The organism is Enterobacter mori LMG 25706 (assembly GCF_000211415.1).
Lineage (GTDB): Bacteria > Pseudomonadota > Gammaproteobacteria > Enterobacterales > Enterobacteriaceae > Enterobacter > Enterobacter mori.
In genome coordinates this window covers 43,306-58,630 of sequence record NZ_GL890777.1, presented here as the reverse complement: position 1 = coordinate 58,630, position 15,325 = coordinate 43,306, and the positions used below count along the sequence as shown (strand labels likewise).

Genomic DNA, 15,325 nt, shown 5'->3' with positions numbered 1-15,325 from the left:
CTGCCTTCTCACCAGCCTCAATGCTGCTTTCAACGATTACACATGCCCAAAAATGATCAATGATGGCAAGATTCAAATCAGACTAATCCCTTGGTCAGATTTAATAGATATTGCCCGTAACCCGTTTTCTTGAGTGGCTCCGCTAAAAGCCGAAGTTGATCCGAATCGATAAAGCCTCTGCGGAATGCTATCTCTTCCGGGCAAGACACCTTGAGACCCTGACGCTCTTCGATGGTGGCAATAAAATTACTTGCCTCAATCATGCTTTGGTGGGTTCCCGTATCCAGCCATGCATAACCGCGTCTCATCAGCGCCACAGATAACCGCCCCTGCTGCATATAGAGGCGGTTGATGTCGGTGATTTCCAGCTCGCCACGATCGGATGGACGTAAACTTTTGGCCATCTCTATGACATCGTTATCGTAAAAATAGAGACCCGTAATCGCGTAGTTACTTTTGGGGTGTTGAGGTTTCTCCTCAAGGCCAATCGCTGTACCGTCTTTGTCAAACTCAACAACGCCATACCGCTCTGGGTCGCTTACATGATAAGCGAACACGGTCGCGCCCTCTTCCTGTCCAGCCGCACCTTCAAGCAGTTTCGGAAGATCATGCCCATAAAAAATGTTGTCCCCCAGGACCAGCGCACAATTGTCCTCACCGATAAACTCTTCGCCAAGAATAAAAGCCTGCGCCAGACCGTCTGGGCTTGGTTGTACTTTGTATTGTAGGTTAAGTCCCCACTGACTCCCATCGCCAAGCAGTTGTTCAAAACGCGGCGTATCTTGTGGAGTACTGATAATCAGAATGTCTCTAATGCCCGCGAGCATCAGTGTGGAAAGCGGGTAGTAGATCATTGGCTTATCATAAATCGGCAGCAGCTGCTTACTCACCGCCATCGTCACCGGGTAAAGACGCGTGCCAGATCCGCCAGCGAGGATGATGCCTTTACGCTTCGTCATGACTTACGCTCCCCATAATTCTGCTCAATCCATGCCTTATAGGCACCACTTTTAACATTAGAGACCCATTCAGCGTTGTTCAAATACCACTCAATCGTTTTGCGAATCCCACTTTCAAACGTTTCCTCTGGCTTCCAGCCTAACTCTGTTCCGATTTTATGAGCATCTATCGCGTAACGGCGATCGTGGCCGGGGCGGTCAGCCACATAGGTTATCTGTTCCCGGTAGGATTTTTCCTTAGGGACAATTTCATCCAGCAGATCGCAAATCGCATGTACAACGTCGATATTTTTCTTCTCATTATGCCCACCGATATTGTACGTTTCGCCGGGCTGACCAGTGGTCAGGACGGTATAGAGGGCTCGCGCGTGATCTTCCACATACAGCCAATCACGGATTTGATCTCCCTTGCCGTAAATGGGTAAGGCTTTGTTTTCAAGTGCATTCAATATGACAAGCGGGATAAGTTTTTCCGGAAAATGGAAAGGGCCGTAGTTATTTGAACAGTTTGTCACTATCCCTGGCAGGCCGTAGGTGCGGATCCACGCGCGAACCAGGTGATCGCTGGATGCTTTTGAGGCTGAATAAGGGCTACTTGGCGCGTATGACGTTTTCTCTGTAAAGAGCGGCAACGGATTTCCGTCCTGATGCTCATCAGGATGGGGTAAATCGCCATATACTTCATCTGTTGAAATGTGGTGAAAACGAAATGCGGATTTTGCCGACTCATCCAATGAGGACCAGTAAGCGCGACTGATGTCCAACAGGACATAGGTACCCACAATATTGGTTTCAATAAATGCAGCAGGACCGGTAATAGAACGATCAACGTGGCTCTCCGCTGCCAAATGCATGACGGCATCAGGCTGATGCATGGCGAAAATCCGCTCCATTGCCTCTTTGTCGCATATATCAGCATGCTCAAAGACATAGCGTTCGCTATCGCTTACCTCACGCAAGGATTCCAGATTACCGGCATAGGTCAATTTATCAACGTTAACAACGCTATCCCGAGTATTGCTGATGATATGTCGGATAACTGCAGAACCGATAAAACCGGCACCGCCAGTAACAAGAATTTTCACGCAATCTAGTCCGTTTATAAAGTAAGTGGATTGGGTGTGATAAAAAAGCCCGGTATCTCTACCGGGCTTGATGATATGGCAAAACTAAATCAGATTAATCCAGCCATTCGGTGTGGAAAACACCTTCTTTATCCGTACGTTTATACGTATGCGCACCAAAGTAATCACGCTGTGCCTGAATCAGGTTCGCTGGCAGTACGGCGGCACGGTAGCTGTCATAGTACGCCACCGCAGCGGAGAAGGTCGGCACCGGAATACCGTTCTGCACGGCGTAAGCAACCACGTCACGCAGCGCCTGCTGGTATTCGTCCGCGATTTTCTTGAAGTACGGTGCCAGCAGCAGATTCGCGATGCCGGCATTTTCAGCGTAGGCATCTGTGATTTTCTGCAGGAACTGGGCGCGAATTATGCAGCCAGCACGGAAGATCTTCGCGATTTCGCCGTAGTTCAGATCCCAGTTGTTTTCGTCTGAAGCGGCACGCAGCTGAGAGAAACCTTGTGCATAAGAGACGATTTTACCCAGATACAGAGCACGACGAACTTTCTCAACGAATTCAGCTTTATCACCAGCCGGCTTGGCCTGCGGACCAGACAGCACTTTAGATGCCGCAACGCGCTGCTCTTTCAAAGAGGAGATGTAGCGAGCAAATACGGATTCAGTGATCAGAGACAGAGGCTCGCCCAGATCCAGCGAGCTCTGGCTAGTCCATTTACCGGTGCCTTTGTTCGCTGCTTCATCCAGAATCACATCAACCAGGTATTTCCCCTCTTCATCTTTCTTGGTGAAGATATCTTTGGTGATGTCGATCAGGTAGCTGTTCAGTTCGCCTTTATTCCACTCGGTGAAGGTCTCAGCCAGCTCTTCATTAGAAAGGTTCAGGCCGCCTTTCAGCAGGGAGTACGCTTCTGCAATAAGCTGCATGTCGCCGTATTCGATACCGTTGTGAACCATCTTAACGTAGTGGCCAGCACCATCAGCACCGATGTAGGTCACGCACGGCTCGCCGTCCTCAGCAACAGCTGCAATTTTAGTCAGGATTGGTGCGACCAGCTCATACGCTTCTTTCTGACCGCCAGGCATGATAGATGGGCCTTTCAAGGCACCCTCTTCACCACCGGACACACCGGTACCGATGAAGTTGAAGCCTTCAGCTGACAATTCACGGTTACGACGAATAGTGTCATGGTAGAAAGTATTGCCGCCATCAATAATGATGTCGCCTTTATCCAAATACGGTTTCAGTGAATCGATAGCAGCATCGGTACCCGCGCCCGCTTTCACCATTAACAGGATACGACGTGGCGTTTCGAGAGACTCAACAAACTCTTTAACCGTATAGAAAGGAACCAGTTTCTTACCTGGGTTCTCGGCAATCACTTCTTCGGTTTTTTCACGGGAGCGGTTGAAAACGGAGACGGTATAACCACGGCTTTCGATATTGAGCGCCAGGTTGCGCCCCATCACTGCCATACCGACAACGCCGATCTGTTGCTTGGACATTACATACTCCTGTCAGGTGTGGTCGCCGCGACTGTGCGCGGCTTGAAATGTGGCTTAGATGTTAACTCAGGATGAGCCTGAGTAGATAGCGGAAGATGCGATTCAGAGGGGCGTTAGATGAACGCCTTGGCAAAGGAAGGATCAAAAGGTCCCTCTTTCACTTCCATCATTAGTGCTCTCGGAGATAGACATTCAACACTGTGTATATCACCCGGAGAAAACTCGACTACGTTTATTGCCGTATTCTCTCCGGCGACAAACTGATTAATTATTTCGCCATCTTTGCCATACAAGCAAACCTGCACTTGCCCTTGGATAACGATAAACATTTCCCATTGATGAGGGAGTTCGTGGAAATGCGGGTCGACATAACTGCCCTGAACCAGAGCAATGAGCAACCTCTGCACTTTATCCTGGTGTGAGTTATGCATTAGAAGATGAGCGCGCAAGCGTGCAGAATGCCTGGCTTGTTCGTATAAGGCTTCAAGCTGATGAGTATCAATTAGTCGCATTAAACGCCTCTAACCTCATTTCTATAGTCTGGGCCGCAGACTCGACTGAGAACTGTTCTTTCAACAATACATTCGCACCTAAGCCGAATTGGCGACGCGCGGAAACATCTTTAAGCATTAGCAGTGCGGACTCATGCAGTTTGTCATCCTCACCATTAATATGAATTAATCCGGCATTATTTTGATTAACGACATCAAGCAAATCATTACCAGCATTCACACTGCCCAATATAGGTAAGGACTGAACCATATATCCTAGCAATTTTCCTGGAAAATTGTGAGATGAATGTCTGGCGGAAAGTGAAAAAAGGCCAACATCCATTTCCGACAGGATAAATTTAAATTCATCCTGATTGACAGATGCCATGTACGTGAAGTTAGGCAATGCCCACTCGGCAGCTAAAGAATTGATTAATTCAACTTCATCTCCCTGCCCAATAAATAAAAAGTGGGCTTGCGGATGCACAGCCATTTTTCGGGCAAGACGCATCAGATTCCCCATATCCTGCGCATGACCGATATTCCCTCCATAGAAGAAAATAACTTTATCTTCAAGGCCAAGACGCTGACGCAATGATATATAACCCTGTGGTGGTACCGACGGCGTAAGAGAAGCCCAGTTACGCAAAACCTCACAAGGATAACCTTTATTGGTCATCCGAAAGACGTCAAGATTCTTATCTGACATCAGCCCAATACGGTTTGCCTGACGATAAGACGTTCTTTCGAAAAGACGGAAATAGCGTTCGATGAGAGAACCGGCTTTTAACATGCCAGCGTCTATCACCCATTGCGGGAACATATCCCTCAAAATCAGGTAAGCCGGACACTGGCAACGGAATTTAATTTTCTTAACTAAGTGCCCCCAGAAAATGGATGGCGAATAATAAACTACCCCATCGAAAGTTTCTTTTTTTATCTGGCCTTTAATGGCGTTCCAGGCCCGATAGGAAAGAAGCGTTTCATTAATGGCACGTTGAATTTTACTCACATCCTTGAGAGGCCCGCTTTTGAAACGCCATGTTTTGACCCCCTGGAAGGTGTCAAAAGACACATCTTCCTGGAGACGGGTGTCAGGTGTAATTACAGTAACATCATGCCCACGGAGAATAAATTCCTGAGCCAACTCATGAAACATTTTTGCACCAACTCGCGTACTATTGGGCAGGTAATCATCTATGATTAAAGCAAGTTTCATCAGTATTCTTTCCAGACGACTCGCTTGACATAATCTGTATAAGAGTGAACGATTCTGACGACTTTATCCGACACATTAGGCATGCTGTAGTCACTGACTTGTCGTAAAAGACGGTCTTCTCCACGAGGCTGTGTTGCCAGAATATCCAGTGCCTGTAAAACACGTTCACACTCCAGACCCACCATCATGACAGAGGCTTCTTCAAAGCCCTCTGGACGCTCATGTGCTTCCCGAATATTTACCGCTGGGAAATTCATAATGGAGGATTCTTCAGTGATCGTACCGCTGTCAGACAGCACAGCACGAGAGTTTTTCTGCAGATGATTGTAATCATGGAAACCTAAAGGTTTCAGCAGATTAATATTTGGGTGGAATTCAATCCCTTGCTCGTTAATACGATTACGTGTCCGCGGATGAGTGGATACAATAACCGGCAAATCATATTTTTCAGCAATAGTATTGAGAATGGTTGCAAGCTTGACGAGTTGTTTGGGAGAATCAACATTCTCTTCACGATGCGCGCTAACGACAAAGAATTCGCCCGGACGCAGGTTCAGTCGCGAGAGGACATCCGAATTATCGATTTGAGGCATGTAATGCGTAAGTACCTCAAACATTGGGCTACCGGTTTTAATAATTCGAGCTGCTGGGAGGCCTTCAGCCAGAAGATATTCACGTGCGATATCACTATAGGTCATATTGATGTCAGCGGTATGGTCGACGATGCGTCGATTGGTCTCTTCCGGGACGCGCTGATCGAAACAACGGTTGCCGGCTTCCATATGGAAGATAGGCACTTTACGACGCTTGGCCGGGATAGCAGAAATACAAGAGTTAGTATCACCTAGCACCAACATTGCTTCAGGCTTTTCGGATTCGAGTACCTCATCCACTTTGATGATAACCTGACCGATAGTTTCTGCAGCATTTTTCCCGGCAGCATTTAAAAAGTAATCGGGTTTTCGTACACCAAGGTCATTAAAGAACACTTCGTTGAGCTCATAATCATAGTTTTGACCAGTATGGACAAGAATATGTTCGCAGTGTTCATCAAGCTTAGCAAGAACGCGTGACAGACGGATAATCTCAGGACGCGTGCCAACAACAGACATAATTTTTAATTTTTTCATTACAGAGGTCTCGCAATAGTATCAGGCTCATCACGATTGAAAATTTCGTTTGCCCAGAGCATAACTATCAATTCATCATTTCCAATATTTGTAACGTCATGCGTCCAGCCGGGAACTGTTTCAACGATTTTGAAATTATCTGAGGTAACATTCAGTTCATATCGCTCGCCGGTAATCACATGTTCAAACTTGAAGCATGCCTGGCCGCGAATGACCAGAAACTTTTCATTTTTTGTGTGATGATAATGACCACCACGTGTAATGCCGGGATGTGCGGTGAAAAATGAAAACTGCCCCGCTGAAGGGGTTTTTAACATCTCGCAAAAGACCCCTCGGGCGTCCTCGTAAGAGGGAACTGAGTACGCAAACATATCGGCAGGTAGATAACTTAACCACGTCGAATAAAGCGCGCGGGTGAACCCTGTACCTACAGCCTCGGTGACAAGAGTGGAACGACTTTCTTTGAAGCGATAAAGTAAATCCGCCACCTCACCTACTGTCGTCGAATATACTGGCTCGACAGTTTTGTACCCGCTTTTAACCTTTTCAGACAAGAGCTTTATAGCATCAGTACAAACATCATCAATATATACAAGATTTACAGGCGCGGAAGAATCGTTGATCGTAATATTGATGTTATTGGCAATATTATGACAGAAGGTTGCCACGAACGAATTGTAATTAGGCTTGCACCATTTACCAAAAACATTCGGGTAACGATAAATAAAGTATGCTGCACCGCTTTCAGCTGCATAGCGTTCAATCTGTTTTTCAGCTGCAGCTTTACTTTGACCATAAGCATTATCCAGTTCAGCCTGAATGGAAGAACTGATCATAATAGGTATGCTTTTATGCTTGGCTAAAAGAGTATCCACAATCTGTTGAGTCAGATTGCTATTCCCCTCGGCAAACTCTTCGACGTTTTTAGGTCGATTGATACCCGCGAGATGATAGACAAATTCAGCTTCTTGTAGGCCATTTTCCAGCTCAGCCGCACTTGAACCACGGTCAATCTTAACAAGGTCACTGTACCCTGCTTCCTGAAGGCGTAAGCACAGGTTACGTCCGATAAAGCCATCAGCTCCAGTAATCAGGATTTTCATGTCAGGCGTCCAGATCGTAATGTTCACCCGCGCGCAATGCGCGAATAAATGGTAATTTCAGAAGAAGTGTTTTCATCCCTTCAACATCCAGTCTCTGCGTATTGTGCGAGTTATAATCCTCAACAACAGAGATACGGCTATCACCTTGTTCAACATATTTTCCATAGTTAAGATCGCGCAGGTCAGGTGGAACACGGTAATAATCACCCATGTCGATGGCGGCAATCATCTCTTCACGGCTGAGCAGCGCTTCATAAAGTTTCTCACCATGCCGCGTACCGATAACATTGACGGGATGTTGCTCAACGTAAAGAAGCTCTTTCAGAGCAATAGCTAATGTTTCAATCGTTGCGGCTGGTGCTTTTTGAACAAAAATATCACCATTATTGCCATGCTCAAACGCATATAGGACCAAATCAACAGCATCTTCAAGCGTCATCATGAAACGGGTCATATTTGGGTCAGTGATCGTCAGCGCCTTACCCGCTTTGATCAGATCAACGAACAAGGGAATGACTGAACCACGGGAAGCCATCACGTTGCCGTAACGAGTACCGCAAATCACAGTTTTGTCGCTATTAACATTACGTGATTTTGCGACCATCACTTTTTCCATCATTGCTTTCGAAATACCCATAGCATTGATAGGATAAACAGCTTTATCAGTGCTTAAGCAAACGACACGTTTAACTTCGTTGGCAATCGCAGCTTCAAGAACATTTTCAGTTCCGAGGACGTTAGTCTTAACTGCCTCCATCGGATGGAACTCGCATGATGGCGCTTGTTTAAGTGCTGCGGCGTGGTAGATGAAGTCAGCGCCACGACTGGCATTGAGAATACTGCGATAATCCCTCACATCCCCTATATAAAATTTAAGTTTCTCACTATTATATTTCTTGCGCATATCGTCTTGCTTTTTTTCATCGCGCGAGAAAACTCGAATTTCTTTAATATCGGTATTAAGAAATCGTTTTAATACCGCATTGCCAAATGAACCTGTACCACCAGTAATCAAAAGCACTTTATCTGAAAACATTTAACACCTCTTATGAAATCTTATAACTTGTCAATACTGTGCATATACATTAAGGCCCTTTCCCTCGCCGTTGGTAGCTGGCAAAAAAGCTGATCGGCCTTTTCTTGTTTTATCGCTCTATCCTTCACATTCTCCATCCCGGAAATGATCTTATCGCAGATATCATTAACACAATAGGGATCGAAGTAGAATGCGCTATCATGGCATACTGTATGCGCAAACGATAAATCTGATGTAAAGATAGTTTTTTTGAAATACATAGCCTCTACATAACTGGCACTAAAGCATTCCAGTAACGTAGGTAAAAATAGAGCATCACAAAAATGATATAACGCCGGGCATTGATTAACTTTGATTGGGCCGACGTTAATTATACGATGCTGGTATTGCTGTGGGATATTTTCCATTGGAGTACGCAGCGTAACTACGAACTTATAATTACTAGGCAATCTGTCGAGTAACATAGGAATAACATTTAAATTTTTGTGCGGATAATCATGTGATATTGTCAAAAGGTAAACATCACCGTCCTCCTTTACCGGTAAAGAGCTAATGACGCTATTATCATATAATTTAGCGTTTTGAAGAATCGCATTTATAGTATTTGAAACAGTGACGACATGACTCTGCGGAAAATGATAACGCTCAATAATTTTATCTTTAGCATCGTCGGTTTCAACAAAGATAAGGTCTGCATTTTTTTTAAAGAAATAAGGCTGTAACCACATTAATAAAATTTTCTTTGCTTTTTCAGCAAAAGTCAATTTAGAAAACACTCGGCGTGTATCATAAATCAACCATGGCAAAGCAAAGCCTACGGCATGTTTAACGCCTTTGGGGTTCCAGTAACTGGGGCCAAAAATAGTGAACACCTTGCTGATGTTATTTTCAGCTACTATTTTATCTAAGGTTCTTCTTGATTTAAAGTTAAAAATATTTGATGGTGTCTTGTCAATGATTAGACAATTTATCAATGCTGCTTCCGAAAGTTGTCTTGCAACTAAGGGGGAAACCGCTGCAATAAACTGTCGCTTAGAATTAGTTAATTCCTCTAATACAGAAACTGCGACCTGAACACCACCACCTACATACAGGTTCGATGCATTAATCAGCAAACTCATCAATATGTCCTTTTACTGAAATAGCTTAGATATCTTCCTGCCATAAATACTCATTAATTATTATTGAAATGATTAGGGATAGGTTTAGCTTCTATCCTCTTAACTTCGACTTTAGGAATAAGCAGTAAAAGGAAAAGTACAATGCCGTAAGGGATAATTAACACAAACTCTCCAAAAAAATAATTACCGAACAACATAAAAATAATAGCCTTCATAAAGCATGCCTGTAAAAGACAATACTTAACATTGCAAGCCGTTTTGTTATAAATCACCTGAAGCAAAAGACCAATTACAAATGAATAAATTATCACCCCAGCCAATCCTAGGTCGTTATAAAAATAGTAGATAAAGGTTTTGGCATTGAAAAAACTAACTTCATAATCCGAGAAACCTATTGAGTTATTATCATAATAAGAACCAAAGAATGGTTTGAGTAAAAACTTAAGCCCTCCCCATATATAAGTCGGTTCGAAAGATGAATTAACCAGCAAATTCAGATTCTGGAAGTTCATTGCCACATAGGTGTAAATTTGACTGAAGAGCGAATTCGCCACTCCCTCGCCAAATTGAGTTGATGCACGGCTTGTTTCAGAAATTCGCATTGCACCAATATATAAGAGTAGCGCCATCGGCAGCATTACCATCATTAATTGCTTGAATCCTAAGGTAATTTTACGTGGAATTAAAAGAATATAAATAGCACCCATCATAAATACTAAAAACTCGCCTCTGGAAACTTTATAAATTAACGCAGCAACAATTGTGAAAATGGCAAAGAAAATAAGTAGAATCCTTCGTCCGCGTCTTAGTCGATATGAGTATTTGAGTTCGAAAAGAGCAGTCAGAGCGATGTACGGCATAGATACATCGATAAAATTTAATAACGGAGGCGCATTAGGAACCAATGATTTCAAATCACTACCGGCACCGGAGAGGAGCGGAGGGTGAGTTAGCATCGTACCAAATCGCATTAAAAATGTAATTATAGATAAAAGGACGATAAAGTTAAATACTACGCGATAGATAAGATTAAAATCGAACCGCTGATAACTAAAAATAGCTTTATCTATTCTCTTTGAGAATAAAAAAGGAAGCGTAAAGAATAAGCCAGCAAGAAAAATAGCCGCTAGCGTCTCAAAACTTAACTCTGACTGCAACTGAGGATCATAAAGAACATCTATTGTGGAAAGAGATGCAGAAAAAAACCAAAAGATGATCCCAATACCTATGGGATGAATTATATCTTTTGTTTTAAATACTATTAGTGAATAAATGGTTAGGGCTAGTACGAAGAAAGCAATTGAGATCATATTAAATTCTACCGAGAATTTATTTTTTATGATGCGCACCAATTTTTACACGCAAAATAAAAAAAACATAGCCAAGCAATACTAACCATCCTGTTGCCAGCTTCGCATACAAATAATCATGAAGCTCAAATTTCACATGAGTGAACACAGGAATACAATAATACGCAATTAAAATAAGACAGACCGCAGCACTAACAGCTACCATTTGCTTACGAAGATCTAATCCATTCATCACATGATAGTAAATTGCTGTAAATGCAAAGGGAATTACAGCAAGAGTGGCTAAATGTAATTCAGGAATAAGATATCCATATTTTGTGAAGTTTTCAATGAAAAACTTCATTACTACATTCGCAATTATCACACCCAACAGAGTAACAGAAAACATAATAAGACATTCTTTAATGAATAAACATCTTCCAGTCTGACTACACTGTTTAATAACTTTGACGAAAAGCAACTCAGCACAAGTTGAAGGTATAATCATAAGCGCGCTGAAAGCAAATATGATAACACTAAAATTGCCCAACTGATCACGACCACCTGTGCCATCAATAAAAAATCTATCCATAACAAGGTATAGGAAAGTGAAAATTGCGTTTAAAAATAACAAAAGAGAAGGTTTAAATAAGAATTTCAATCTATTAAACAATAATTTCAGGATAAGATACTTTTTTAAATTCCTTTCAATCCGATATAATCTTATTATAGCTAATCCATAACATCCTAAACTTGTGTAAAGATAAATTTCAAAACTATGTGTAATTATATATATAATAAGCGGAAGAAGAACTGGCAGAAATTGTGAATATATCACAAGCCATAACATTTCATCGATCCGATTAGTTGCTCGATAATAAGCTTTAACAATATTGCTAATCGAAATGAATAATCCACAAAGAGTAAGAATAAGCACAGTAATATTGGAATGGTTGAAAATTAATGCAACTATTAGAACAGTTAATGCCCCTATAATATTCGTTAGCAATACTGTTGTAACTAATAATTTTTTTTCCCTATTTTTGCTTAACGGAATAAAGCGGTCTAAAGAAAAACGAGAGCCAAGGTGTGAGTAATCGACGAACTGCTGCCATGTTCTTGCAAGTGCAAGATCTCCAAGCTGGGCAGTTGGAAGATATTTCATCATGACCAGGCTAAGAAATATATTAATAAATTGAATGGCATAATTTACGAGTATATATAACAAGCCCTTTTTAAACATGATTTTTCACCACATCCTTAATAATCTCCTGATAGAATTCATCACGTATTGGGATTTCACTTTCGATATTAGCAATGATTTCTTTGTATTTATCAAGATAGACGTCACTATAATTTTCATGTGGCATGATGTGCTGTTTAGGCAGAATTGCAGAATGTCTCCTGCTTAAAGAAACCATATAAAGCAATACCATGGCTCGTTGTCGAGTTTCGTCACTAAGATTTGTCAGATCCGAAACCGAGTCTAAAATATCATAATATAATTCCACAGATTCAGGTTCAAGTGTAATACCGAACCCAGCATAATATCCTTTTCCAGCAGTTACAGCGGGAATACCTAGACATGAAAATTCCAGACCAGCAGTCCCTTTCGCCGTCACGATAATATCGGCAAAATCTGCAATAGAATTGGTATTCAAGTCGACCGGCATCATATGGATATGATCCAATTTATTAGCTTCAATCAAACTCTCAACACCTCCTTTTTCATTCCACATATAAGAACTGGGATGTGCTTTTACAAAACAATTGATATTAGTATTTTTATTAAGTCGAATTAATGTTTTCTCAAGGAAATCATAATAGTCATTGAATAGTAGCCCCTCTCCAACATGTGGAGAATCTGAAAATGCATGGGACATAACAACAACATTTTTCTTTTCAGTATCAATGCTTGGGTAGATCGCTTTCAATTGTTCTATGCTATATTTCTTTTTATTTTTAAATGCATTTTTTACATCTATTTGATCGACATTGCCTTCAAGGCGATCATGAAAGTATTTATGCGCCTTGTTGACGTATTCGCTTGATTTAAGATTCAGTAAAAACCCTTCATAATCTGGCTTAAGAAAGTGTTCTTTAACATTAATTTGAGAACCGTAACACTTATAAGCATAAATATCCTTGAGGAATATAACCCCAGCATTATGATGTCTTATCTGACGTGGTAGCATGCCAAATTCAGCATACACATTGTGGCTTGTCACAAGGTATTTTGGGTTGTATTTAGCCAACATTAGTTCATTATTATGAAATGTCAAAAAAGATCTAAAAATCAATCTCAGATGCTTAAATTGTATTTTTTTTACCGTGTATTCGTTTGGTCGAAATCGAATTAAAGTATCGTAGATAAGATCCCCAATATCCACACCTCGGTAGTTCAAATTGATTAATGCCTCTCCAGACCTGGCCCCTAACATTATTTTCGAAGTAGCAACTATAGCTGGGATAAAGACTTTCGGATGAAAGAACCCACGCCACCAGCAATAGAAATGATTAATATTAAAGGATTGATATATGTGACTTACATTACTCCCTGCAATATTAAAGCCGCGAACAAAAACGACTGGTTCGGAGCCTGTTTCTTGCTGTATGGCCTTTGCTATCCTTGCTTTATCCATGATACTGGCCGGGCAGGCAATAATGCCCTCAACCAGACAAAATGATTTATTATCGGTATCAGTCTGGGTTTTTAATGGCTCTGCCTTCCATAATTTACTGTTCAACTCCACAAACTTATTTTCAATAACATCTGGCTGATAGGGCATAAGATAGCGAAGAATCGTTTTTATTTTAGAAAACATTAAATTTAACCACCCCTGTACTTTCTATATATAGAACAGAATTAAAAGCAGATGAAGTAAACAGACTCACTATTTAGTATAAACATGAATATTGTTAGAGTGAAAAGCCATCATCAACTATAATATTTTGACCTGTGACATATCTTGATTGTTCTGAAAGAAGAAAAACAATTGATCCTGTCATTTCAGTTACATCCAGCATCCCCGCTCCGTGAGTATTCTTTCTATATGCTTCACAAAATGCTGCTGGCTGGTTGTCAAAAATCCCACCAGGACTAACAGAGTTAATTCTGAATCCACTATCATTAACATAGGTAACTATATATTTATTCAAATGCAATAATGCTGATTTTATCGCAGCATATTCTACCGGCATTGTCATTTGTGTATTATCGTAAATACCAAACTTAGGGGCAATAACACCATATATTGAAGATATATTGACCATAGACAGCGGGGATTTTAGACGCAAGAATAATTTTGCGGCTTGCTGACTAATTAAAAATGAACTGCCCAAATGCAAAGATAAGTTTTCGTTGAAACTAGCAAGACTAACATCAAATAATTTGCTACCATACGATTTATTTCTTGGATAGGTAGCATTGACAATTCCGTCAATATTTACGAGGCTGTTAAAAAAGTCCATGACAGACTGTTCATTAGTCACATCTACTTCAGCATAAGTGATATCGGCATCAGAAGAGGTTACTACGCCCTGGGCCTGTAATTTGCTCTTAATATGATTGATATCAAGATCAACAGCAATGACCTTAGCTCCATTTTCAATACATGCTTTCGTTAAACAAGCTCCTAAAAGCCCACCAGCACCCAAAACAATAATCTTTTTATTTTCTAGTAACATTTTTAGTGGATCTCTTTTTTCTTTTCAGAATTGTTTCAGCCATATAAAAATCATAAATATCATCTATATCTACAGCTCTTTCTTTGGGTACTTCTATCGAAGTAACCGTCCCAGAGAATAACCCAACATTATTGAGGATGAATTCTGGTGTTGAAACATAAACTACTGTAGTGATATCAAACACATCGGGACAATCCTGACGTCTACTGACATCACCCTCAGGGCTTATCACCAGTTGGTTCATGCCTTCTCGGTTAATCTTAACCATATTAAAATAGGGACTGCGTGATGCTGGTGTTACGGCAATACAGATATCAGCCTTCGTTTGAACACGTTTTGCAATGGCGCATTCTACATCCTGCACTTCACGCAGGGGACTTGTCGCAGGAAGACTGATGAATTGATCAAATTCTCCATAATGCTCTGTTACCCAGCCAATTGCGTGTCGCCATGCAAACCATTCCGGACTTTTGTCTCCAGACAGATCATCAGGCCTGTCAATGACAACGACGTCTTTTAATTCTAATGCTTTTTCTTTTATCTCAGCATCATCTGTTGAAACGAATACCTTATCGATTGATGGAGACTGTTGAGCAATATCGAGTGCATAATGTAACAGTGGTTTACCTAATAACTCTTTAACATTTTTACCAGGAAGTCCTTTAGAACCACCACGAGCGAATATAAATGCATAATTTTTCATT

14 protein-coding genes are annotated in these 15,325 nt (G+C 41.5%); all 14 read right to left on the bottom strand.

Annotated elements, in window-relative coordinates:
* Nucleotides 1-77 precede the first annotated feature (77 nt).
* Nucleotides 78-959: a glucose-1-phosphate thymidylyltransferase RfbA gene (gene rfbA, locus ENTMO_RS0113965; protein ID WP_010432015.1), complete on the bottom strand. Its 882-nt coding sequence runs from the start codon at nt 957-959 to the stop codon at nt 78-80.
* Nucleotides 956-2,044, bottom strand: a complete 1,089-nt coding sequence (gene rfbB / locus ENTMO_RS0113960; protein ID WP_010432013.1) for a dTDP-glucose 4,6-dehydratase — start codon at nt 2,042-2,044, stop codon at nt 956-958. Before rfbB ends, rfbA begins: the two co-directional genes overlap by 4 nt.
* A gap of 94 nt (nt 2,045-2,138) precedes the next feature.
* On the bottom strand, nt 2,139-3,545 hold the full coding sequence (gndA, locus tag ENTMO_RS0113955) for an NADP-dependent phosphogluconate dehydrogenase (RefSeq protein ID WP_010432011.1): 1,407 nt from the start codon (nt 3,543-3,545) through the stop codon (nt 2,139-2,141).
* A gap of 113 nt (nt 3,546-3,658) precedes the next feature.
* Nucleotides 3,659-4,057, bottom strand: a complete 399-nt coding sequence (locus tag ENTMO_RS0113950; RefSeq protein ID WP_010432010.1) for a WbuC family cupin fold metalloprotein — start codon at nt 4,055-4,057, stop codon at nt 3,659-3,661.
* A complete protein-coding gene (locus tag ENTMO_RS0113945; protein ID WP_010432009.1) occupies nt 4,044-5,255 on the bottom strand; it encodes a glycosyltransferase family 4 protein in 1,212 nt (403 codons plus the stop codon). Before ENTMO_RS0113945 ends, ENTMO_RS0113950 begins: the two co-directional genes overlap by 14 nt.
* On the bottom strand, nt 5,255-6,385 hold the full coding sequence (wecB, locus tag ENTMO_RS0113940) for a non-hydrolyzing UDP-N-acetylglucosamine 2-epimerase (protein WP_010432008.1): 1,131 nt from the start codon (nt 6,383-6,385) through the stop codon (nt 5,255-5,257). Before wecB ends, ENTMO_RS0113945 begins: the two co-directional genes overlap by 1 nt.
* Complete coding sequence (gene wbjC, locus ENTMO_RS0113935) at nt 6,385-7,488, bottom strand: UDP-2-acetamido-2,6-beta-L-arabino-hexul-4-ose reductase (RefSeq protein ID WP_010432007.1); 1,104 nt, start codon at nt 7,486-7,488, stop codon at nt 6,385-6,387. The genes wecB and wbjC overlap by 1 nt, the downstream gene beginning before the upstream one ends.
* A gap of 1 nt (nt 7,489) precedes the next feature.
* The gene (fnlA, locus tag ENTMO_RS0113930; protein WP_010432006.1) at nt 7,490-8,524 is read right to left on the bottom strand and encodes a UDP-N-acetylglucosamine 4,6-dehydratase/5-epimerase; all 1,035 of its coding nucleotides are present in this window, start codon (nt 8,522-8,524) and stop codon (nt 7,490-7,492) included.
* A gap of 20 nt (nt 8,525-8,544) precedes the next feature.
* Nucleotides 8,545-9,645, bottom strand: a complete 1,101-nt coding sequence (locus ENTMO_RS0113925) for a glycosyltransferase (protein ID WP_010432005.1) — start codon at nt 9,643-9,645, stop codon at nt 8,545-8,547.
* A 53-nt stretch (nt 9,646-9,698) separates the two neighbouring features.
* Nucleotides 9,699-10,955, bottom strand: coding sequence for an O-antigen polymerase (locus ENTMO_RS0113920; protein WP_010432003.1), 1,257 nt, complete (start codon nt 10,953-10,955; stop codon nt 9,699-9,701).
* A 19-nt stretch (nt 10,956-10,974) separates the two neighbouring features.
* Nucleotides 10,975-12,177, bottom strand: coding sequence for a lipopolysaccharide biosynthesis protein (locus tag ENTMO_RS0113915; RefSeq protein ID WP_010432001.1), 1,203 nt, complete (start codon nt 12,175-12,177; stop codon nt 10,975-10,977).
* A complete protein-coding gene (locus tag ENTMO_RS0113910) occupies nt 12,170-13,759 on the bottom strand; it encodes a capsular polysaccharide export protein, LipB/KpsS family (protein ID WP_010431999.1) in 1,590 nt (529 codons plus the stop codon). Before ENTMO_RS0113910 ends, ENTMO_RS0113915 begins: the two co-directional genes overlap by 8 nt.
* Nucleotides 13,760-13,853: 94 nt before the next feature.
* Nucleotides 13,854-14,621, bottom strand: a complete 768-nt coding sequence (locus tag ENTMO_RS0113905) for an oxidoreductase (RefSeq protein ID WP_010431996.1) — start codon at nt 14,619-14,621, stop codon at nt 13,854-13,856.
* On the bottom strand, nt 14,605-15,324 hold the full coding sequence (locus tag ENTMO_RS0113900; RefSeq protein WP_010431994.1) for an acylneuraminate cytidylyltransferase family protein: 720 nt from the start codon (nt 15,322-15,324) through the stop codon (nt 14,605-14,607). The genes ENTMO_RS0113905 and ENTMO_RS0113900 overlap by 17 nt, the downstream gene beginning before the upstream one ends.
* Nucleotide 15,325 lies beyond the last annotated feature (1 nt).

Excerpts from the sequence above, each read along its gene's own strand:
- gndA (WP_010432011.1), bottom strand. The coding sequence starts at position 3,545 with ATGTCCAAGCAACAGATCGGCGTTGTCGGTATGGCAGTGATGGGGCGC.
- ENTMO_RS0113950 (WP_010432010.1), bottom strand. The coding sequence starts at position 4,057 with ATGCGACTAATTGATACTCATCAGCTTGAAGCCTTATACGAACAAGCC.
- ENTMO_RS0113925 (WP_010432005.1), bottom strand. The coding sequence starts at position 9,645 with ATGAGTTTGCTGATTAATGCATCGAACCTGTATGTAGGTGGTGGTGTT.
- ENTMO_RS0113915 (WP_010432001.1), bottom strand. The coding sequence starts at position 12,177 with ATGTTTAAAAAGGGCTTGTTATATATACTCGTAAATTATGCCATTCAA.
- wbjC (WP_010432007.1), bottom strand. The coding sequence starts at position 7,488 with ATGAAAATCCTGATTACTGGAGCTGATGGCTTTATCGGACGTAACCTG.
- wecB (WP_010432008.1), bottom strand. The coding sequence starts at position 6,385 with ATGAAAAAATTAAAAATTATGTCTGTTGTTGGCACGCGTCCTGAGATT.
- ENTMO_RS0113910 (WP_010431999.1), bottom strand. The coding sequence starts at position 13,759 with ATGTTTTCTAAAATAAAAACGATTCTTCGCTATCTTATGCCCTATCAG.
- ENTMO_RS0113900 (WP_010431994.1), bottom strand. The coding sequence starts at position 15,324 with ATGAAAAATTATGCATTTATATTCGCTCGTGGTGGTTCTAAAGGACTT.
- ENTMO_RS0113945 (WP_010432009.1), bottom strand. The coding sequence starts at position 5,255 with ATGAAACTTGCTTTAATCATAGATGATTACCTGCCCAATAGTACGCGA.
- rfbA (WP_010432015.1), bottom strand. The coding sequence starts at position 959 with ATGACGAAGCGTAAAGGCATCATCCTCGCTGGCGGATCTGGCACGCGT.
- ENTMO_RS0113905 (WP_010431996.1), bottom strand. The coding sequence starts at position 14,621 with ATGTTACTAGAAAATAAAAAGATTATTGTTTTGGGTGCTGGTGGGCTT.
- ENTMO_RS0113920 (WP_010432003.1), bottom strand. The coding sequence starts at position 10,955 with ATGATCTCAATTGCTTTCTTCGTACTAGCCCTAACCATTTATTCACTA.
- fnlA (WP_010432006.1), bottom strand. The coding sequence starts at position 8,524 with ATGTTTTCAGATAAAGTGCTTTTGATTACTGGTGGTACAGGTTCATTT.